Origin of the sequence: Micromonospora sp. NPDC000442 (genome assembly GCF_042898635.1) — a bacterium.
Lineage (GTDB): Bacteria > Actinomycetota > Actinomycetes > Mycobacteriales > Micromonosporaceae > Micromonospora.
Genome location: NZ_JBIAYZ010000004.1, coordinates 361,235 through 380,928 on the forward strand (window position 1 = coordinate 361,235; position 19,694 = coordinate 380,928).

At 72.0% G+C, this 19,694-nt stretch carries 18 protein-coding genes; 11 read left to right on the forward strand and 7 right to left on the reverse strand.

Annotation, left to right across the window (positions count from 1 at the left end):
* Positions 1–16: 16 nt before the first annotated feature.
* Positions 17–523, forward strand: a complete 507-nt coding sequence (locus ACFY2A_RS08735) for a multiprotein-bridging factor 1 family protein (RefSeq protein WP_387169964.1) — start codon at positions 17–19, stop codon at positions 521–523.
* Positions 524–542: 19 nt separating this feature from the next.
* On the opposite strand, the gene ACFY2A_RS08740 is transcribed toward ACFY2A_RS08735, so the two are convergent.
* Together ACFY2A_RS08740 and ACFY2A_RS08745 are read right to left on the reverse strand one after the other, a co-directional pair.
* Positions 543–1,559, reverse strand: a complete 1,017-nt coding sequence (locus ACFY2A_RS08740) for a GNAT family N-acetyltransferase (RefSeq protein ID WP_387170127.1) — start codon at positions 1,557–1,559, stop codon at positions 543–545.
* Positions 1,560–1,631: 72 nt separating this feature from the next.
* Positions 1,632–2,876, reverse strand: coding sequence for a lytic murein transglycosylase (locus tag ACFY2A_RS08745; RefSeq protein WP_387169966.1), 1,245 nt, complete (start codon positions 2,874–2,876; stop codon positions 1,632–1,634).
* Between the two features lie 56 nt (positions 2,877–2,932).
* Between ACFY2A_RS08745 and ACFY2A_RS08750 the strand changes: the two genes are divergently transcribed.
* Entirely contained in the window at positions 2,933–3,151 is a 219-nt protein-coding gene (locus ACFY2A_RS08750; RefSeq protein ID WP_387169968.1) for a zinc ribbon domain-containing protein, read from the forward strand.
* A 166-nt stretch (positions 3,152–3,317) separates the two neighbouring features.
* Positions 3,318–6,146, forward strand: a complete 2,829-nt coding sequence (locus ACFY2A_RS08755; RefSeq protein WP_363918281.1) for an adenylate/guanylate cyclase domain-containing protein — start codon at positions 3,318–3,320, stop codon at positions 6,144–6,146.
* A 68-nt stretch (positions 6,147–6,214) separates the two neighbouring features.
* Here ACFY2A_RS08755 and ACFY2A_RS08760 read toward each other — a convergent pair whose 3' ends face one another.
* From ACFY2A_RS08760 to ACFY2A_RS08775, 4 genes are all read right to left on the reverse strand, one after another.
* Entirely contained in the window at positions 6,215–6,751 is a 537-nt protein-coding gene (locus tag ACFY2A_RS08760) for a phospholipase (RefSeq protein WP_387169970.1), read from the reverse strand.
* A 181-nt stretch (positions 6,752–6,932) separates the two neighbouring features.
* Positions 6,933–7,658: a methyltransferase domain-containing protein gene (locus tag ACFY2A_RS08765; protein ID WP_387169972.1), complete on the reverse strand. Its 726-nt coding sequence runs from the start codon at positions 7,656–7,658 to the stop codon at positions 6,933–6,935.
* 76 nt (positions 7,659–7,734) lie between these two features.
* Complete coding sequence (locus ACFY2A_RS08770; protein ID WP_093403497.1) at positions 7,735–8,046, reverse strand: hypothetical protein; 312 nt, start codon at positions 8,044–8,046, stop codon at positions 7,735–7,737.
* Positions 8,047–8,083: 37 nt separating this feature from the next.
* The gene (locus tag ACFY2A_RS08775) at positions 8,084–9,721 is read right to left on the reverse strand and encodes an ABC-F family ATP-binding cassette domain-containing protein (RefSeq protein WP_387169975.1); all 1,638 of its coding nucleotides are present in this window, start codon (positions 9,719–9,721) and stop codon (positions 8,084–8,086) included.
* Between the two features lie 61 nt (positions 9,722–9,782).
* On the opposite strand from ACFY2A_RS08775, the gene ACFY2A_RS08780 reads away from it, so the two are divergent.
* From ACFY2A_RS08780 to ACFY2A_RS08790, 3 genes are all read left to right on the forward strand, one after another.
* The gene (locus tag ACFY2A_RS08780) at positions 9,783–10,535 is read left to right on the forward strand and encodes an ROK family protein (RefSeq protein ID WP_387169977.1); all 753 of its coding nucleotides are present in this window, start codon (positions 9,783–9,785) and stop codon (positions 10,533–10,535) included.
* A gap of 100 nt (positions 10,536–10,635) precedes the next feature.
* Complete coding sequence (locus ACFY2A_RS08785) at positions 10,636–11,001, forward strand: tetratricopeptide repeat protein (RefSeq protein WP_363918291.1); 366 nt, start codon at positions 10,636–10,638, stop codon at positions 10,999–11,001.
* Between the two features lie 150 nt (positions 11,002–11,151).
* Complete coding sequence (locus ACFY2A_RS08790; protein WP_013736060.1) at positions 11,152–11,406, forward strand: Smr/MutS family protein; 255 nt, start codon at positions 11,152–11,154, stop codon at positions 11,404–11,406.
* 113 nt (positions 11,407–11,519) lie between these two features.
* Here ACFY2A_RS08790 and ACFY2A_RS08795 read toward each other — a convergent pair whose 3' ends face one another.
* Positions 11,520–13,898 (reverse strand): M28 family peptidase, encoded by a 2,379-nt coding sequence (locus ACFY2A_RS08795; protein ID WP_387169979.1) that lies wholly within the window; start codon positions 13,896–13,898, stop codon positions 11,520–11,522.
* Between the two features lie 159 nt (positions 13,899–14,057).
* On the opposite strand from ACFY2A_RS08795, the gene ACFY2A_RS08800 reads away from it, so the two are divergent.
* From ACFY2A_RS08800 to ACFY2A_RS08820, 5 genes are all read left to right on the forward strand, one after another.
* Positions 14,058–15,308 (forward strand): PP2C family protein-serine/threonine phosphatase, encoded by a 1,251-nt coding sequence (locus ACFY2A_RS08800; RefSeq protein WP_387169981.1) that lies wholly within the window; start codon positions 14,058–14,060, stop codon positions 15,306–15,308.
* A complete protein-coding gene (locus ACFY2A_RS08805) occupies positions 15,305–17,095 on the forward strand; it encodes an ATP-binding protein (RefSeq protein WP_387169983.1) in 1,791 nt (596 codons plus the stop codon). The genes ACFY2A_RS08800 and ACFY2A_RS08805 overlap by 4 nt, the downstream gene beginning before the upstream one ends.
* On the forward strand, positions 17,092–17,544 hold the full coding sequence (locus ACFY2A_RS08810) for a response regulator (protein ID WP_363918298.1): 453 nt from the start codon (positions 17,092–17,094) through the stop codon (positions 17,542–17,544). Before ACFY2A_RS08805 ends, ACFY2A_RS08810 begins: the two co-directional genes overlap by 4 nt.
* A complete protein-coding gene (locus tag ACFY2A_RS08815; RefSeq protein WP_363918300.1) occupies positions 17,537–18,346 on the forward strand; it encodes an inositol monophosphatase family protein in 810 nt (269 codons plus the stop codon). The genes ACFY2A_RS08810 and ACFY2A_RS08815 overlap by 8 nt, the downstream gene beginning before the upstream one ends.
* A 324-nt stretch (positions 18,347–18,670) precedes the next feature.
* On the forward strand, positions 18,671–19,675 hold the full coding sequence (locus ACFY2A_RS08820; RefSeq protein ID WP_363918574.1) for a hypothetical protein: 1,005 nt from the start codon (positions 18,671–18,673) through the stop codon (positions 19,673–19,675).
* The last annotated feature ends 19 nt before the right edge of the window (positions 19,676–19,694 follow it).

Below are 19,694 nucleotides of genomic sequence, written 5' to 3' on the forward strand. Positions count from 1 at the left end.
CGGCAAGGTCTGGTGCATGTCCAGTATCTTCGAGCCGCCGGACCTTGGTCCCACGGTGGGGCCGTTTCCAATCGCCGGTCTGGTGCGACGCGCCCGACGGATCGTCGGGCTCAGTCAGCTGCGGATGGCCCGCTTCGCCAAGGTCGCTCCGTCGACCGTCGCGCGCGTCGAGGCCGGCAGCCTGACCCCGAGCCTGGCCGTGCTGGAGCGGCTGCTGGGTGCGGCCGGGCTCTACCTCGTGGTCGTCGACCAGGAGGGGCGGGTCGTGCTGCCGATGGAGGTCTGGGACGACACCCGGGACGGCGCGGAGCGTCGCTACCCGGCGCACCTGAACACCATTCTCGACCCCGAACCCGGCGAATGGTGGGCGGACATCTATGGGCTGGCTCGACCGCCGGAGACCTACCATCGTTCCCGGGCCGACCGGGAGGCGCGGCGGCGCCGCAGTCAGTGGGAGGTGCGGGTGGCCAGGTACCGAAACGTGCCGCCGCTGCCTGACCCGCGTACCTGGTACCAGAACTGACGGCCGGGGAGCCGACCGGTCAGCGGGTCGCGTCGAGGCGGTGGACCAGCTCGGCGACGTCGATGCTGTATTCGCACCAGTCCCGGTCGGTGCGGTAGCCCAACTCGGCGTTGACCTTGAGCATGGCCTCGTTTGCCTGCGCGTTCCAGGTTTGCACCTCGGTCAGCTGCGGCTCGGCCGAGCGCAGCTCCAACAGCATCCGAGCCTTGATCGCCCGGTCGATGCCGTAGCCCCGGTGATCCTGCACCACGATCGTGTCGTACTGGTCGGCGCGGGTCGGGTGCTGAGCCGGCACGACCACCTCGGTCAGACCGGCCACCTCGCCGGTCTGCTCGTGCAGAGCGAGCACGATGTACGGCTTCATGCCCCGTCGGTGCAGGCAGTCGAGGCTGTCCCGGAGCCGCTGCGGATCATACGAACTGGGTCGTAGCTCGCCGTCCTCGATGTCCCGGATCTCGGCCTTGGCCCGCGCGTACGCCTCGATCAGCTCGTCCGGCGGGCCGCCGGGGTGGAATTCGACGCGGTAGCCCGCACCGAGCCCGATGGACATCTCCGCCAACTCGGCCCAGTCGACGCCGGAGAGGTCTAGGACGCTGCGGGTCTCGACGTACTCCCGGCCGAAGCCGAGCGATTCGTAGAAGGCCACGGCAGGAGTGTCGCCGACCACCTCCACCCCGATCGACTCGAAGCCCTCCTGGTAGACGCGGCGGGCCGCGCGCAGGACGAGATCACGGCCCAGGCCACTGCGCCGTACGGTCGGGTGAACCAGGACCTCAAGCACGCCGATGTTGCCGAGCAGCAGCACATGCACCTGACCGAGGATCGCCCCCGGGGTGCCGTCGGCATCCGGATCCTCCTGGGCGATCCAGGAGATCCGCCGTTCGCCCGGCATCACCTCGGCGAGGTACTCCCGCAGGGAACTCTCCCGCCACGGCGGATCCTGCGGGAGATCGACCGCCAGAACCGCGTTCAGCGTGTCCAGCAGCGACGCGATCTCGGCGGACGACGCGGTCCTGGGGTCCCACTCGCGCACCATCACCTGTCTAGCTTGCCGTTAACCGCAGCCGGGGGGAAGTGTCCAGTTCTCCAATGTATGCGGACGATCACTTCACGTGCGACTGGCCTGTCCGTACCGGTTGGCGGCGTCGAAGACGTCCTGGGCGTACCTTCGGACATCGTTGTACGACAGGATCGCGTTCCACCAGTCACCCGGAATGGTGAGGTTGCGGCCGCCCTTGCACAGGTACATGCCGGCGGCGAGCGCGGCGTCGTGGATGTTGTGCGGGTCCTTGCGACCGTCGTTGTCCGCGTCCGCGCCGATCTCCTCCCAGGTGGTCGGAATGAACTGCATCGGCCCGATCGCCCGGTCGTAGGTGGTGTCGCGGTCCAACTCGCCCCGGTCGGTGTCGGCGATCCGCATCCGGTTGCCCTGACCGTCCAGCGGCAGACCGATGATTTCCGGGACCGCCCGGCCGTCCGCGCCGAGCTGGGCGTTGTTGGCCTGGCCGTGCCGGGACTCGACCAGACCGATCGCGGCCAACGTGGTCCAACTCAGACCGCAGGCGCGATCGGTTTCGGCAAGCACCAGCTCGGCGTAGCCGTACGCCTGCATGGCGATCGGGTCGATGCCGACCTTGGCACCCGTGTCGCGGGCCCAGCCGGCCAGGGCGTCGGACGGGCGTCCACCGGCCGGCCCGGCGGTGCCCGGCGGGGCCACGCCCGGCGGAAGGGTCGCGGTGGGAGGCGGGAACTGCCCTGGTGGCGGTACCGCACCGGACGGCGGCAGGTCGCTGGGCAGCGCGTCGGGCACGTCGGCGGTGGCGTCGGCCGCCACCGGGCGCGGGGCACCGAGGGTGGCGGGCACCAGCAGCGCGCCGGCCGTGGCGGTCGCGGCGACCAGAGCGAGCAGAAACACGCCGGGCAGGGTCAGCCGACCACTGGGTCGGCGCGACCAGTCGCGGGTCGCCCGGGCCGCGGCGCGAGGCCCCGGCAGGCGTGCGGCGTGCCCGAAGCGCACCCGGCGACGCCGGGCTACCGGTGCACCGGACTCCGGAGTGGACCCCTCGACAGTGGTCTTCGGCTTCGATCCGGCGTCGGAGACCTCATCCGGCCCGGTCGTGGCGCCGCTCTTCGGGCCGTCCGCCGCAGTGGTGTCGGGCGCGGTGCCGGCGGCTGGGGTGCCGGCGGGCGCGGTGCCGGCCGCCGCGTCGTCGGCCGGCTTGCCGGAACTCAGCCAGGGCCGGCGGGGTCGGGGCAGCCTGGTCGCCGGCCCGTCCAGGCCGGCGCCGGAGTCGGCGCGCGGCGTGGCCGGTCGGAGGGGCCGAAGGGTGGTGCGCTCTTCGCCGTCTGCCACCCGTTGAGTATCACCCATGTCCCCGCCGACGTCAGGTCCGGTCGTAGGCTGATGTCATGCCCTGGTACGAGTTTCGTTGCCGCGCCTGCGGCGCCACCTTCGAGGTCAACCGTCCGATGGCGCGGGCCGGTGAGCCGGCGCCCTGCCCGCAGGGGCACGCCGACACGGTGAAACTGCTTTCCACGGTCGCGGTCACCGGTCGCGGTGGTGGCGGGTCCGGTGCCTCGTCCGCCCCGGCCGGTGGCGGTTGCTGTGGTGGCGGCTGCGGCTGCTGACCGCGCCGGCAACGTTCGTGAATGGGTGGTACGGGTGATGCCGCCCTTGCCCGGACGCCGGGTCCGATGGCACCTTGGGTCGGAGTCTCGGCCGGCCGTTCTCACGATGCGTGATGATCTGGTCTCGGGAAGTATGGTGCCGAGACCAGGGGGGGAGGTTCCACGCATGCCGCCACGGATCCACCTCCCGACCGGCTGGGTGACCTTCGTTTTCACCGACATCGAGGGCTCCACCCGGTTGGCGCAACTGCTCGGGTCGGGCTACCGACCGGTGCTGGCCGAGCATCGACGGCTGCTGCGGCGGACGATCGCGGCGACCGAGGGCGCGGAGCTGCTGACCGAGGGCGACTCGTTCTTTCTGGCCTTCGACGACGCCGGAGCGGCGTTGACCGCCTGTCTGACCGCGCAGCGGGCGCTCGGTGAGCACGACTGGCCGACGCCCGAGGCGGCCCCCCGGGTCCGGATGGGACTGCACACCGGTTGGGCGGAGCCACGCGACGGCGAGTACGCCAGTCCCGAGGTGCACCGGGCGGCCCGCGTCGCCGCCGCGGCGCACGGCGGGCAGATCCTCTGCTCCGGTGCCACGGCGCGGCGGGCCCGTCCACTGCCGGCCGGCGCCTCCCTGCTCGACCTCGGGCTGCACCGGCTGCGTGGCTTCGACGACCGGGAACGGCTCTTCCAGCTCGTCGCACCCGGCCTGGAGCGGCAGTTTCCACGACCGCGTACCGCCGACGCGGTGGCGCACAACCTGCCGATCCAGGTCACCACGTTCGTCGGTCGGCAGACCGAACGCGCCGAGCTGAGGCGACTCGTCGCCCGGCACCGGCTGGTCACCGTGCTGGGCGCGGGCGGCAGCGGCAAGACGCGGCTGGCCGTGGAGTTTGCCACCGACCTGGTGGACGAGTACCCGGACGGGGTCTGGTTCGTCGACATCGCCGCGGTCACCGACCCCGGGCTGGTCGCATTCGCGGTCGCCGCCGTACTCGGGCTGCGTCCGGAGCCGGGCCGCCCGATGGTCGACACGCTTGTGGAGTACGCGGCTCCCCGCCGGATGCTGATCGTGCTCGACACCTGCGACGCCCAGCCGGCGTCCTGCGCCGAGGCGGTGTCCCGGCTGCTGTCGGGCGGCGGTGGGGTGCGGGTGCTGGCGACGACCCGGGAACCGCTGGGATTGCCCGGCGAGGTGGTGTGGCGGATTCCGCCGCTGTCCGTCGATCCGGCGCCGGACGGCACCGAGAGCGACGCGGTGGCGCTGCTGTTGGACCGTACGGCGGCGGCCCGCGGCGGGCGGCAGCCCGACCCGTCCGAGTCGGCCGACGTACGGCGGGTGGTGCGGCGACTGGACGGGTTGCCGCTCGCCATCGAGCTGGCTGCGGCCCGGCTGCGGGTGCTCTCGGTCGGTCAGCTCGCCGAGCGTCTCGACGACGTGCTCGGCACGCTTGACGCCGGCCGCGAGGATCCGCTGCCGCCACCAGCCGATCGGGGTAACACCGGCAACCAGCGGGACACGGTCGACCTGGCCGCGGCGGCCACCGGTGTCGACCCTTCGGCCCCGGTGACCCGGGCGGCGGCCCGCTCAGCGGTCGAACGGCACCTGACCATGCAGGCGACGGTGACCTGGTCCTACCGGACGCTCGGGCCGCGGGCCGCCCGACTGCTGCGCTGGTTGGCGGTCTTCGCCGGCCCGGTCGACCTGCCCACGGTGGAGTGGCTGCTCGACGACGATCCGCTCGACCCGCTGTCGGTGCTGGTCGACAAGTCCATGGTGCTGGCGGAGCCACACGCGGCCGGCTGCACGTACCGGATGCTCGACCCGATCCGGGCGTACGCGGCGCGCCGGCTCGCCGAGGCCGGTGAGGAGCAGGCGGCCCGAGACCGGCATGTGGCCTGGTCGGCGCACGCCCTGGAGCGGGCACACCTCGGCCCGGACGCGCAGCCGGTGACGCTCTCGCTGTACGCGCTGGATCCACTCGCCGGTGAGCTGCGTGCCGCACTGCGATGGTGTGCCACGGGTGGCAGCGCCCGGGTCGGCCTGCGGCTGGCCGGCGGGCTGGACCAGTGGTGGCGCGAGCGCGGACTGGCCCGGGAAGGGCGGCTCTGGCTGTTCCGGTTGTACGGCCGGCTGGCCGAGACCGGCGAGGTGATCCCGGAGGACGAGCTGGCGGCGGCGTACCACATGCATTCGCTGCACGCCGGCGGCGACGGCGAGTTCGGCGAGGAGCTGCGTTTCTCGCAGCGGGCGGAGGCGGCGGCCCGTCAGGCCGCGGACGCCGGTCTGCTGGCCCGGGTGCTCGCCGGTCGGGCCGCCCCACTTGTCGACATGGGACAGTTCGCCGAGGCGGAGCGGGTCTGCCGGGAGGTCATCGACTGGGCGCAGGATCAGGGGGTCGAGTCGGAGGCGTTGTTCGCCGTGTTCCGCCTGGCCGAGTTGCTGTGGCGGCGGGGCGCGCTGGACGAGGCGGCGGAACTGCTCGGCGCGGCCCGACCGGTGGAGGCGTCCCGGCCGGTCGATCGGGGGCGCCGCTCGGTGGACATGCTGCTCGGCATGGTCGCGCTGGCTCGGGGAGACCTGGTGGCCGCGCATGAGCATCTGCTGGCGGCACTCCGGTCGCGGATGAATCACGGCTTCCACGGACGGGCCTGCGACACGTTGAACGCGGTCGCGGTGCGCTGCGCGGTCGGCGATCAGCCGCTGACCGCGGCCCGGCTTTTCGGTGCCGCCCAGGCGACCCGGGCGGGCCTGCGCTCGACACCGGGCATCTTCGAGACGTACTGGACGGAGCGGCAGGCGGCGCTGCGGCGGGTGCTGGGCGACGCCCCCTTCGACGAGGCGTACGGCGAGGGTGCCGAACTGGGGCTGGACGAGGCGGTCGCGTTGGCGCTCGGCGTCGAGCATCCCGACCTGGCGGCCGATTCGGGGCGGTTCGCCTCGGGGGCGGGTCGCTCCGCTCCGCCTCAACCCAGCACCGTCGACCGGCACACCGAGCACGCCTGAGCGACCGTCGGTCTCTGATCGGCGGGACGCCCGGCCGCGGTTGCTGCCGGGCGTCCGTCACCGATGGTTCAGGCGCGAGCGCGGCGCTCGGCGTCGGCCTTCATCCGGGCGGCCCGGTCGATGTCGGACTGCTGGACGGCGGCTACCGACCCGAAGATGGCGACCGCCTGGTAGTAGGTCCACGCCAAGCTCAGGCAGGCTGGCCGGACGACGGAGTTGTAGGTGGCGCAGGACCGCTTCAGATCCTCGTAGAAGGCGCTGTCGAGGCGCGGCTTGTTGGCACTGAACTGGCCGACCGCCTTGTAGTTGCGGTAGCCGAAGTCGTGCCGGGCACAGGAGAGGCTGAACTTGAAACCGAGCGGATTGTCCGGGCTCGACGAGCAGTAGTCGGTTGACCAGTCGAAGTTGTACTCGGCCCAAGGTGCGCGGTTCTGGCGGGCGGAGTACCAGGCGTTGTAGCTGCTGGCGCTGGTCTGGGTCCAGCTGGACAGGACGGACAGCTTCTGCTGTGGAGTGACGGCCGCCGCGGCGGGGGAGGCCACGGCGAGGGCGGTGAGCAGCGCGAGTACGCCAGAGGCGAGGATGGTGGCGAGACGTCTGGGCACGGTCATACCTCCGCGGGGGTGGCTGGTGGAGCCAGCTGTTACCGGCAAGTTACCCGGGGTTAGATCAGTTTCGATCAATGGCGCGGCCTGCCGGTGTTACCCGCGAGAAATATTGGTGACCTGTGCCGAAACAGACGAATGCCCTGGACACCGGCGGTGTCAGGGCACTGGTCAGGGACGCCTAGTCGAAGAAGCGGGCCAGGTGGGTGGCGGAGGGGCCGTCGTCGTCCGGTCCCAGCGGAGTGAGGTCGGCGAAAATGGACGCACCGTCGCTGCCGGCGTGCAGGGGGTACCAGCGCGGGGTCCCCGGGGGTCGCATCACGCAGATGCCCTTGATGGTCTGCACGTCCAGCAGCCGCACGTGGGTCGGGTCGGCCACCGCGTTCACATGCCCCCACCAGGGGCTCATCACGTGCAGCACGCCCCCGGGGCGGAGCACCCGGTGACACTCGTCCAGCAGGGGCAGGAAGTCCATCAGGTGCTCCAGGATGTGCACCGCGAACAGCACGTCGACCGAGTCGTCGGCCAGCGGCAGGGAGCCGGACAGGTCGGCGACTGCGTCCACCCCCGGGGCGGGGAAGATGTCGAGCCCGAGATTGCCCGGCCACTGCTTGGTGGCGCCGCAACCCAGGTCGACCACCACCGGGTGGCGTCCGCCGACCCGCACCCGGCACCAGACACCGAAGACGCCGGCCAACCGGCCGACCTGCTCGCGTACCAGTCGCAGCTGCGCCGGCTCGTCGACCTCGCCGGTCAGGTGGGCGACGCCCCGGTCGAAGCGGACCTCGACACCGAGTGGGCGCAGTCGCTCGTCGTGGCGGACCTGGTCCAGCCACGCCTCGGTGAGGAACCCGTCCACCGCCCGCAGTCGCTCGGCGGAGGACGGAGTGTGTGCCAACGCGACCATACCGGCCACCTCCGGCCGGCCCGTTACCCGGATAGCTGCCCGGTATGCGCTGGTTGTCCCTGAAATTCGTGCCGGGTCAACGCGCGATGGGCCGCCGGGGACGTCCCGTACGCATCCGCTGCCGCGGTGCGGCCGCCGTCCGGGGCCGCTTCAGGTGATAGCGGTGCAACTCGTTGTTACCCGGCAGGGACGGGTCCTCGCTCATCGCGACCAGCTCCCAGCCCTGGTCGCCGGCCCGGTTGAGATGGGCCAGCGCGGTGTCGCCGTACGGCGTGACGTCGATCATGGATCCGTCGGGGCCGTACCAGGAGAAGATGACCTCGAAGCCGAGGTCGTTGGTGGCGGCCTGGCGGCGGCGCACCAACAGGGCGTACTCCCACCTGAGCATGAGGTCATTGTCGCCCCGTCGTCCGGATCCCGCCGGATCAAAACTCGGTGATCCGCCCGGCGTCCACCCGCAACCGCCGGTCGAGACGTACCGCCTCCAGCATCCGTCGGTCATGGGTCACCAGCAGCAGCGTGCCCGGAAAACTGGCCAGTGCGGACTCCAGTTGCTCGATGGCCGGCAGATCGAGGTGGTTCGTCGGCTCGTCCAGCACCAGCAGGTTGACGCCGCGCCCCTGCAACAGGGCCAACGCGGCCCGGGTCCGTTCGCCCGGGGAGAGCGTCGCGGCCGGTCGCAGCACGTGCTGCGCGCGCAGGCCGAACTTGGCCAACAGCGTCCGCGCGTCCGCCGGGGACATGTCCGGCACCGCCGCCCGGAACGCGTCCAGCAACGGCGCGTCACCGAGGAACAGTCCACGGGCCTGGTCCACCTCGCCGACCACCACGCCCGGCCCGAGCGCCGCCTGGCCGGCGTCCAGCGGCAAGCGGCCGAGCAGGGCGGCCAGCAGGGTCGACTTGCCGGAACCGTTCGCCCCGGTCACCGCCACCCGGTCCGCCCAGTCGATCTGAAGGTTCACCGGGCCGAGGGTGAAGTCGCCCCGGCGTACCACGGCATCGCGGAGCGTGGCCACGACGGCGCCGGCGCGGGGCGCGGCAGCGATCTCCATCCGCAGCTCCCACTCCTTGCGTGGCTCCTCCACCACCTCCAGGCGTTCGATCAGACGCTCGGTCTGCCGGGCCTTCGCCGCCTGCTTCTCGGACGCCTCGGACCGGAACTTGCGGCCGATCTTGTCGTTGTCGGTGGCCTTGCGCCGGGCGTTGCGGACCCCCTTCTCCATCCAGGCCCGCTGGGTACGCGCCCGTGCCTGAAGCCCAGCCCGCGTGTCGGCGTACTCCTCGAAGTCGGCGCGCGCCTGGCGGCGGGCCACCTCCCGCTCCTCCAGGTACGCCGCGTAGCCACCGCCGAAGTGGTTCACCTGCTGCTGGTGCAGGTCCAGCTCTAGCACCGAGGTCACCGTGCGGGCCAGGAACTCGCGGTCGTGGCTGACCAGCACCGTGCCGGCGCGCAGCCCGGTGACGAAGTTCTCCAGCCGGTCCAGCCCGGCCAGGTCCAGATCGTTCGTCGGCTCGTCGAGCAGGAAGATGTCGTACCGGCTGAGCAGCAGCGACGCCAGACCGGCGCGGGCCGCCTGGCCGCCGGAGAGGCTGGTCATCTCCTGGTCGAGGTCGACGGCGAGGCCCAGTTCGCCGGCCACCTCCTCGGCCCGCTCGTCCAGGTCGGCACCGCCGAGCCCGAGCCAGCTCTCCAGTGCGACGGCGTACGCGTCGTCCGCGCCCGGCGCGCCGGCGGTGAGCGCGGCGGTCGCCGCGTCGAGGGCGGACTGCGCACCGGTGACACCGGTGCGGCGGGCCAGGAACGCCCGAACCGTCTCCCCGGGGCGGCGCTCCGGCTCCTGCGGTAGGTGCCCGACGCTCGCGCCGGGCGGGCTCACCGAGACGCTGCCGGCGTCGACCGGCAACAGACCGGCGAGCGTACGCAGCAGCGTCGACTTGCCGGCACCGTTCGCACCGACCAGGCCGACCACGTCGCCCGGCGCGACCACGAGGTCCAGTCCGGTGAAAAGGGTTCGTTCCCCGTGCCCGGCGGCGAGGTCCCTGGCGATCAGCGTGGCGCTCACAAGGAGCCGAGCCTACCCGTCGCCGCGCGGTGAACCCCCGGGACGAGGCAGACTCACGTGCGTGTTGACCACTCTGGCGATCGACTGCGGGGGCGGCGGGATCAAGGCATCCGTCCTCGACGGCGCGGGCACCATGCGGGCGCAGCCGATGCGGGTGCCGACGCCGTACCCCCTGCCGCCGGAGCTGTTCGTCCGGACGCTCGTGGAACTCGGCGGTCGGTTGCCGGCGGCCGGTCGGGTGACGGTGGGGATGCCCGGCATGATCCGACACGGCGTGGTGGTGGCCACCCCGCACTACGTGACCCGTTCGGGCCCACGCAGCCGGGTCGACCCGGCGCTGCTCGCCGAGTGGTCCGGGTTCGACGCCCGCAGCGCGCTCTCGGCCGCGTTCGGCCTGCCGGCGCTGGTGCTCAACGACGCCGAGGTGCACGGTGCCGGGGTGGTCGCCGGCACCGGCTGCGAACTGGTGCTGACCCTCGGCACCGGGCTGGGCAGCGCCCTCTTCGACGGTGGGGTGCTCGCCCCGCACCTCGAACTGTCACACGCCCCGGTGCGCTGGGGCACCACCTACGACACGTACGTCGGTGAGCCCGAGCGTCGCCGGCTGGGCGACGCGTTCTGGTCCCGGCGGATCCGGCAGGTGGTGGAGGGGCTGCGCCCGGTGTTCCGATGGGACCGGCTGTACCTGGGCGGAGGAAACTCGCGGCGGATCCGGCCCGAGCAGCTCACCCGGATGGGTGACGACGTCGTGGTGGTCCCCAACAGCGCCGGCATTGTCGGTGGCGTCCGCGCCTGGGACCTCGCCACCGTCTGAAGACCGTCTCTCAGGTAGGGAAAGCGACCGGGAACAGTCGCGGTACCGCCGGTGTTGTGCCAGCGTCGGAGCAGTGGTGCGACACGGAGGGGGTGGCGGCATGGATCTTCTGGCCGAGTACCGGCGGGCGACCCTGTTCTTCGAGGCGGGCGACCCCAGCGGCGCGGCCCGGCTGCTCGAACCGATCATCGCGGCGGAGCCGGACAACGCCGCCGTACGACAGTTGCTGGCCCGGGCCTACTTCCAGTCGGCACAGCTCAGCCGGGCCGAGGAGCAGCTGCGGGAACTGGTCGACCGCAACCCCAGCGACCACTACGCCCACCACGTGCTGGGCCGGACGCTGGAACGGCTCAACCGGTACACCGACGCGCTGCGTCACCTGCGCATCGCGGCGGCCATGCACTCGTCCAACGACGACTACACCGCGGCCCTGCGCCGGGTCGAGACCCGGGTCGGCGGCCGCTGATCCCGGACCCACGCGTCGAGAGGGCAGCCCGACCGGGCTGCCCTCTCGACGTCTGCGGGGACCCGGCAGCCGGCGTGCCCACGATGGCCAGGCCGGCGCCCGGCGTGCCTACGATGGCCGCATGAGAGCCGACCGGGCGGTGGACGTGGCATGAAGCTGAAGCTGGATCTGCACGACATCTTCAACAAGGGCCACGACATCGACCGGGCACTGCGCGGGATCATGGACGAGGCGGTGGCCAAGAAGGCCACCCTCGTCGAGATCATCCCGGGCAAGGGTTCCGGCCAGCTCAAGAAGCGCGTGCTGCGCTTCCTCGACCAGAAGGACGTCAAGCAGCTCTACCACCGGGTCGAGAAGGACTCCAAAAACTTCGGCCGCCTCTTCGTCCACTTCCGCTGGAAGTAACCCCTCCCACACCTCGCCGATCTTGCACTTTCGGTCGGCCTTATGGCCGCTTCGCCGCATTTGCGGGGACCAAAAGTGCAAGATCGCGGGGTGGGGTGGGGGTGGGGTGGGGGTTAGAGCGGGTAGGTGCGGGCTACGGCGAGCATTTCGGAGGTGTGGGAGCCGGCGACGCCGACGTTTGGGGGGCGGGGGCGGAAGCCGGGGAGGGCGTCCAGGCCGTCGCTGGCGTCCATCGCGCGCAACGCGATGCGGTCCGCCTTCGGTGCGACGGTGAGCGTGACCTCGATGCCCTCGGGCGGTGGGGCGTGGAAGACCACCCCGAACCCCCAGCGGCCGTCGCGGACCTCGACCGGGACCGAGCGGCCGGCGACTTCGGCCCGCCGCACCTCCGCGGTGGACGTGTCGACGTGCAGGGTGGTCAGGCGCACCTGACGTTGCGGGGTGAGTCGTAGGGTCACCGTACGCTCACCTGCGGTGGTGGTGTCCGTCAGCACGTCCAGCCGGGGCGCGGGTAGGTCGGCGGGCTGTGCCGGGCCGCCGAGCAACTCGTCGCCGCCGATCCCGGGGAACTCGGCGGCGACCTGGACCGGGCCGTCCACGTACTCGTCGGTCCAGGGCTGCGGCTCGGTCTCGTGGCTGAGCCAGCGGGCCTGGCCGGTGCCGGCGTCCAGCGCGTACATCAGGTGGGTGGGCGCGGGGTGCGCGGCGTCGAACCGGTCGACGGCGATGCCGGTCCCGGCGAGGACCACCACGGCCAGCGCGGCGGCCCCGGCCGGCAGGGCACCGAGTCGGCGGGCCCGCAGGGCCAGCATGCCCCGCTGACCGCCGGCCTGCGGGTGCAGCAGGTCGATCACGGGCAGCGCGGCGAGACCGAGCAGCACCGCGAAGAGCGCCGCGACGCCGCCCATCGCCATGCCCAGCGCCGGGAAGAGCAGCACCACGGTGGGGAGCAGCAGGATCACCGCGATCGCGGCCGCGACGGTCACCGCGATCACCGGTACCGGGCCGTCGAGGCGGGTGGCCAGCGCCACCAGTCCACCGAGCGCCCCGGCCAGGGCGGGCAGGGTCGCCAGGTAGGCCCCGCCGGGTGCCAGGAACGCGAGCAGCACACCGAGCAGCGCCAGCCAGCCGAGCCCACCGATGGCCAGCGCGGCTGGCCCGACCCGGCGTCGGCTCAGCGCGTACCAGGCGAACACGACGGCGGCGGCGAGCGACAGTACGGCCAGCCGGTACCAGGTCGGCCGGTACGGGTCGAGCAGTTCGGCGTTGCCCGGCCGGAGAGCGGCGATCGCCGCCCAGAGGAGTTGGGCACCCACCGGCGCCACCACGATCGGCACCAGGGCCAGGCCGAAGCCGGCGGCCAGCCGACCGGCCGTGACCCGATTCCGGCGCCGGGCCAGCCAGCCGAGCACGACCACGCCGCTCAGTGCCAGCAGCGCCAGCGGCAGTACCAGCCAGCCGGGGTAGCGGGCGAGGCCGCCGGGCACCGGGAAGTAGGTGGCGTCGTGACCGGCCCGCAGGTCACCGAGGTCGATCCGGCCGAACTCCCGGACGAGACCCAGGGCGTTGTCACCGTGGTGCTGGAGGCTGGCCCGGTCCATCGAGGCCGGGGTGTCCAATGGTGTGTGGTAGGTCGCACCGCCGTCCAGGTAGGCCGAGTTGAGCCCGAGGAGCCCCTCGTCGAGGAAGGCGGTGAAGTCGGTGTCGTTGGGCAGCGCGCGGTACACCTCCACCGCGAACGAGGTGCCCACCGGGTGCGGCGCGGCCCGGCCGAAGACCTCGACCAGGCGCGCGTTCTCCGGTGAGGTCTCGAACATGATGACCGGCCCGGTGCGGCCCCGTGCCTCCAGGTTGAGCACCACACCCTTGCCGGCGGCGAGCGGATGCTCGGAGGCGAACGCCGAGGCGCCGCAGAGGCATGCCTCCTCCGCGTCGGTGAGGACGAAGACGACGTCGTTGCGGGGCGCCGAGCTGTCGGTCAGCGCACGGGCCACTTCCAGGATGGTCGCGACCCCCGCGGCGTCGTCGTTGCCACCCGGCCCGGTCTGCACCGCGTCGTAGTGCGCGACCAGGAACACCGTCCCGGTGGGGTCGGTGCCGGGCAGTCGCGCCACCACGTTGCGAACCCGGGCCAGGGTGGCGCCGCCCGCCGCGCCGCTGAGCTGTCCGGCCTCCTCGGCGACGGTGTCCTGCACCTGCGTCTCCAACCCGAGGTCACGCAGCACGCCTTCCAGGTAGCCTCGGACCTCCTCGTTGGCCGGGCTGCCCGCGACGTGCGGCCGCCCGGCGACCTGCGTCACGTGCGGGTACGCGCGCCCGGCGCTGAACTCGCCGGTCGGCGTGTCGGCCGGCCGGGGCGCCGGAGGGCGCAGGTCGAGCAGGGCGCCCGCGCCGACGGCGACGAGCGCGACGAGCGCCGCCAGCGCGGCGAGGGGACGTCGACGCGGCCGGGAGAGGGCGCGGTCGGCGGCGGGGCTGGGGGTTGCGCCCACGGGTGGCTCCTTGCGAGGGGGTGGTCCTGGGGTGGACATCATCCTCCATGCCACCTGAGGGTGCCCCGTCGTGTTGTGTGCGAACGTTGTCTAATACAGGATCAGCAGGGCACTCGGAAGGAGCCCGACATCACCAGCGATCTTCCGCCAGTCGCGGCGGTGACCCCGCCGGCCCGGGGGACCGGGATGAACGGTCCCTCCGTCGTGTCGTGGCCATACCCGCAGGGAGGGCTGGGCGGCAACCCGAACCTGCCCCCCGGGGAGCGGCTGCGTGTGCTGCTGGTGGAGGACGACGAGGGTGACGCCTTCCTGGTCGGCGAGCTGCTGGCCGAGACGAACTCCGGGATCGACCTGCTGGTGGCGACCAGCCTGAGCGAGGCCCGTCGGCGGATCGCGGGGGTCGACTGCGTCCTGCTCGACCTGGGGCTGCCCGACGCGCAGGGGCTGGACGGGCTGCGGCAGGTGCTGGAGATGTCACGCAGCGCGGCCGTCTGTGTGCTCACCGGTCGCACCGACGAGCACCTGGGCATCGTGGCGGTTGCCGAAGGAGCACAGGACTACCTGGTCAAGGGTCAGGTCGACGGGGTGCTGCTAACCCGGGCGCTGCGCTACGCGGTGGAGCGCAAACGGGCCGACGAGAACGCCCGCCGGCTGCGTGAGGTGGAGTTGCGCCAGGCCGAGTCGGCCCGGTTGGAGCGCGGCCTGCTGCCCCAGCCGCTGATGTCGACCGACCAGATCGCCGTGCACACCTTCTACCGGCCCGGCCGGCATGCCGCCCTGATCGGTGGGGACTTCTACGACGTGGTGCAGACCCGTCCGGACCGGGTGGATCTGATCATCGGTGACGTCTGCGGACACGGCGTGGACGAGGCGGCTCTCGGCGTCGAGCTGCGGGTGGCCTGGCGGGCGCTGATCCTCGCCGGGGTGCCGGACGACGAGGTGCTTCCCGCGCTGGAACAGGTGCTGATGAGCGAGCGCCGGCTTCAGGAGATCTTCGCGACCGTGGCGACGGCTCGGCTGGACCTGAACGCCGGTCAGGCGACGGTGCGGCTGGCCGGCCATCCGCCACCGGTGCTGCTCGCCGGCGGGCGGGTGACTCCGGTACCGGCGCCGGGCGGTCTGCTGCTCGGCGTACGGCCGCGCCGGCCCGTCGCCTTCGACCTGAAGTTCGACACCGAGGACTGGTCTCTGCTGATGTACACCGATGGCCTGATCGAGGGCCGGGTGGGCGCGGGCGACGAACGTCTCGACGTGCCCGGCCTGACCCGCCTGCTGACCGAGCCGGCCAGTCGGGCGGTTCCGCTGCCCGACCTGCCGGCCTGGCTGGTCGGTCGCGCCGAGCAGCTCAACGACGGGCCGTTCGCCGACGACGTGGCGATGCTGCTGGTCACGCGGGGTGGTGGCCGGTGACGACCACGGGTGCCGGCTGGAGCCTGCGCGGTCGGTTGGCCGTGCTCGTCGCGGTCGTCGGGTTGCTGTTGATCGGGGTGGCCGTCGCGGAGGCGGTGGTCGCCACCCGCAACCGGGCGCACATCGACGCGGTGCTCAACCAGACCGGTCCGCTGCGGGCCCAGTCCCAGGAACTGCTCGCGGTCCTGGTCGACCAGGAAACCGCGATCCGGGGGTACGCGCTGACCGGCGAGCGGGAGGATCTCGCCCCGTTCGACACCGGAAGGCAGCGCGAGCAGGAACTGGCCGGCTCGATGGACCGGCTGTTGATCAGCTACCCGGAGCTGCGCGACGAGTTCGGCACGGTGCAGCAGCGGGCGGAACAGTGGCGGCAGACGGTCGCCCTGCCGGTCATCGCAGCCATCGAGACCGGTGGCGCCGCGGCCGGTCAGCAACTGCTCACCGACCAGTCGCGGCAGCAGTTCGACCAGATCCGGGTCGCCGTCGACGTGCTTCAGAACGGCATCCTCGAAGTTCGCGACGAGGCCGCCGCGGACGTACGCAGCACCAGCAACCTGCTGGTGCTGCTGCTGGTCATCGCGGCGCTCGTGGTGCTGGTCGCCGGGATCGTGCTGCTCACCTCGCTGGAACGGATGGTGATCCGTCCGCTGACCAGCCTGGCCGGGCAGGTCCGGGAGGTCGCCGTCGGCGACTACGGCCACCGCATCACCGGCACCGGTCCGCCGGAGTTCCAGCGTCTCGGCGAGGACGTGGACGCCATGCGGCAGAAGATCGCCGCGGACCTGGCCGAGGTGCGTGAGGCACGGGAGCGGATCGAGTGGGTCAACGCCCAGTTGCAGAAGCAGGCCGAGGAGCTGACCCGGTCCAACCGTGACCTGGAGCAGTTCGCCTACGTCGCCTCGCACGACCTGCAGGAACCGCTACGCAAGGTGGCGAGTTTCTGCCAGCTGCTCCAGCGGCGCTACGCCGGGCGGCTCGACGAGCGGGCCGACCAGTACATCGCCTTCGCGGTGGACGGTGCGCAGCGGATGCAGCGGCTGATCAACGACCTGTTGGCCTTCTCCCGGATCGGCCGGCTCACCACGGGCTTCACCGATGTCGACCTGAACCGCCTGATGGCGGAGGTGGCGGCACAGACCGAGCCGGCCCGGCAGTACGCCGACGCCGAGCTGACCTGGGGCGAGCTGCCGGTGATCCGCGGCGAGGAGCCCCTGCTGACCAACCTGCTGGTCAACCTGGTCAGCAACTCGGTGAAATTCCGTCGGGCGGATGTTCCGCCGAAGGTGCACGTCTCGGCCCGGCTGATCGGCGAGGATTGGGAGATCACCTGCCAGGACAACGGCATCGGGATCGAGCCGGAGTTCGCCGACAAGATCTTCGTCATCTTCCAGCGGCTGCACGCCAAGGACGCGTACCCGGGTACCGGGATCGGGCTGGCGATCGTCAAGAAGATCGTGGAATACCACGGTGGTCGGGTCTGGGTGGACACCGACGTGCCCGAGGGGACGGCGATTCGTTTCACCCTGCCCGCGCTGCCCGCCGACGTCGAGGCCGCGACGAGCGCCACCGGTGCGGACGGGTCCGGTGCGGACGGGGACGCAGCGGACGGGCCTGATCCGGCGGAGGTCGGCACGGACGCGGCGCCGGGCCGGGCCGCTGACGAGGCTCCGGCGGGTGACGGTACCGTCGGCGCCGAGGCCGGCGGCGAATCGGAGCGCCCCTCGGCCGTCGCTGGCCTGTCACAGACCGGCGGTGGGACAGGTGGCATGAAGGAGGCGGTGGGATGACCGCGCCCGCGGACGGCAACAGCCCGATCGAGGTGCTCCTGGTCGAGGACGACCCGGGTGACGTGTTGATGACCCAGGAGGCGTTCGAGGAGCACAAGCTGCGCAACCGGCTCAACGTCGTCTCCGACGGTGCCGAGGCGCTGGCCTACCTGCGTCGCGAGGGCCAGTACGCGGACGCGGAGCCGCCGGACCTGATCCTGCTCGACCTGAACCTGCCCCGGCGCGACGGCCGGGAGGTGCTGGAGGAGATCAAGAAGGATGAGCAGCTCTGCCGGATCCCGGTGGTGGTGCTGACCACCTCCCAGGCCGACGAGGACATCCTGCGCAGCTACCAGCTGCACGCGAACGCGTACGTGACCAAGCCGGTCGACTTCGAGCAGTTCATCTCGGTGGTCCGGCAGATCGACGAGTTCTTCGTCAGCGTGGTGAAGCTGCCGCCGCGTGGTTGACACCCTGCTCGACGACGTCGCCGGGCTGCTGCGGGAGACCGCCGACCGCGTCGTGCTGCCCTTGTTCCGCCATCTCGACGCCGCCGACGTGAGCGAGAAGGCCCCCGGTGAGCTGGTCACGGTCGCCGACCGGCGGGCCGAGGAGATGATCAGCGCCGGGTTGCTCCGGCTGCGCCCCGGTTCGGTGGTGGTCGGCGAGGAGGCGGTGGCCGACGATCCCGACCTGCTGCGTCACCTGCGTGCCTCGGGCGACGTGTGGCTGGTCGACCCGGTCGACGGTACCGCGAACTTCGCGGCGGGCCGCCGCCCGTTCGCGTTGATGGTCTCCCTGCTCACCGAGGGTGAGCCGATGGCCGCGTGGGTGTTCGACCCACTGGCCGACGCGCTGGCGACCGCCCGTACCGGCGAGGGCACGTACCTGGACGGTGCACCGTTGCAGCTGCCCGACGGAGCACCGCCGATGGGTGAGTTGCGGGGCGCTGCGATGACGAAGTTCCTGCCGGGGCCCTCACGACGCACGGTGGAGGCGGGCGGTGCGCGGCTCGGCGAGCTGTTACCGGGGCAGCACTGCGCCGGTCGCGAGTATCTCGACGTGCTCACCGGCGAGCAGCAGTTCGTGCTCTTCTGGCGGACCCTGCCCTGGGACCACGGCCCAGGCACCTTGCTGGTGCGGGCCGCGGGCGGCGTCGCCCGCCGACTCGACGGCACGGACTACCACCCCGCCGACACGGAACACGGCCTGCTGGTAGCCGTCAACGAAGAGGTCTGGACCGAGGTCCACACCGCCCTCCTCCCCACCTGATCCCTCCCTCATCCCTTCCTCGCGTTGATCATGAGGTTGGCGGCACCTTGAGAGATCAAGATTGCCGCCAACCTCATGATCAACGCGGGCTGCGGGGGGCGCAGAGGTTGGGTGGGTGGGCGGAGGGTGAGGGGGCGGTTGCGGGGGGTCGAGGGTTGTGGGGGGTTGCGGGTCGGGGGAGTGGTCGGGAGGGCTGGTTCCGGTATCCTGACCGGCGGCCTTCCGCCAGCAGGCCGCCGACCGGCGCCGGCGGGGGCCGCCGCCGCGCAGAGGTATCAATCGGGGGCCGGCGGCCGACGAAAGGATGCTTTCGTGCGCAGCTCCATGCCCGTCCGGCGGTACGCCCACCGGCCGCTGATCGCCCTGCTCGCCGCCGTGGCGTTGCTGCTCGGCGTGGGTGCCGTGCCGGCGTACGCCGAGCCTAACGAGGGTGGCAGCAAGAAGCTGCGGGACGCCCTGGAGGCCACCGCCAAGGCGCACATCGACGCCAAGCGCAAGCTGGACGGCTCCAAGAAGCGGCAGAAGCAGATGGCCAAGGAGTTGTCCGCGATGGAGGGCCGGCTGGACGAGCTGACCGCCATGGTCGGTGAGGTGGCCGCGCAGTCCTACCGGGTCGGCCGGCTCAGTCCGGCTGCCGTACTGCTGGACAGCGCGACTCCGGAGGCGTTCGTGCAGCGGGCCGCCAACCTCGACATGATGGCCCAGCGGGACGGCCGCCGGATCCGGGAGCTGACCGAGGCGCGTGAGCAGGCTCGGCAGGCGAAGCTCGCGATCAACGCCGAGGTGCGCGAGCAGACCAAGCAGTTGGCCGTGATGGCGAAGAAGAAGAAGGAGGCCGAGGCGGCCCTGGCTGCGGTCAGCTCGGGTAGCGGTGGCGGGTTCAGCGGCGGCAGTTCCACCTCGGCGAAGCCGGCGCCCCGCAACTCCGACGGTTCCTGGCCTGGCGAGTCTTGTTCGGTGGACGATCCGACCACCTCGGGCTGCATCACGCCACGCACCCTGCACGCGCTGAAGCAGACCCAGGCCGCCGGATACAAGCGGCACGTCTCCTGCTACCGCAGCGGCGGCTCGGGCGAGCACCCGAAGGGGCGGGCCTGTGACTTCTCCGCCGCGACGAACGGATTCGAGGACCGTACCGCCACCGGTGGCGACAAGTCGTACGGTGACAGCCTGGCCGCCTGGCACGTCCGCAACGCCGACCGGCTCGGCGTGCTCTACGTGATCTGGTACCGCCAGATCTGGCACCCGGGCACCGGCTGGCGGGCGTACAGCGGTAGTGGCAGCCCGGCCGCCGACCACACGAACCACGTTCATCTCTCGATGTACTGACCCGCCGGCCCGGGGTCGC

Bases quoted from the DNA above. Each gene is read 5' to 3' on its own strand.
- ACFY2A_RS08735 (WP_387169964.1), top strand. From the start codon at position 17: ATGTCCAGTATCTTCGAGCCGCCGGACCTTGGTCCCACGGTGGGGCCG.
- ACFY2A_RS08740 (WP_387170127.1), bottom strand. From the start codon at position 1,559: ATGGTGCGCGAGTGGGACCCCAGGACCGCGTCGTCCGCCGAGATCGCG.
- ACFY2A_RS08750 (WP_387169968.1), top strand. From the start codon at position 2,933: ATGCCCTGGTACGAGTTTCGTTGCCGCGCCTGCGGCGCCACCTTCGAG.
- ACFY2A_RS08755 (WP_363918281.1), top strand. From the start codon at position 3,318: ATGCCGCCACGGATCCACCTCCCGACCGGCTGGGTGACCTTCGTTTTC.
- ACFY2A_RS08765 (WP_387169972.1), bottom strand. From the start codon at position 7,658: ATGGTCGCGTTGGCACACACTCCGTCCTCCGCCGAGCGACTGCGGGCG.
- ACFY2A_RS08770 (WP_093403497.1), bottom strand. From the start codon at position 8,046: ATGCTCAGGTGGGAGTACGCCCTGTTGGTGCGCCGCCGCCAGGCCGCC.
- ACFY2A_RS08785 (WP_363918291.1), top strand. From the start codon at position 10,636: ATGGATCTTCTGGCCGAGTACCGGCGGGCGACCCTGTTCTTCGAGGCG.
- ACFY2A_RS08790 (WP_013736060.1), top strand. From the start codon at position 11,152: ATGAAGCTGAAGCTGGATCTGCACGACATCTTCAACAAGGGCCACGAC.
- ACFY2A_RS08810 (WP_363918298.1), top strand. From the start codon at position 17,092: ATGACCGCGCCCGCGGACGGCAACAGCCCGATCGAGGTGCTCCTGGTC.
- ACFY2A_RS08820 (WP_363918574.1), top strand. From the start codon at position 18,671: ATGCCCGTCCGGCGGTACGCCCACCGGCCGCTGATCGCCCTGCTCGCC.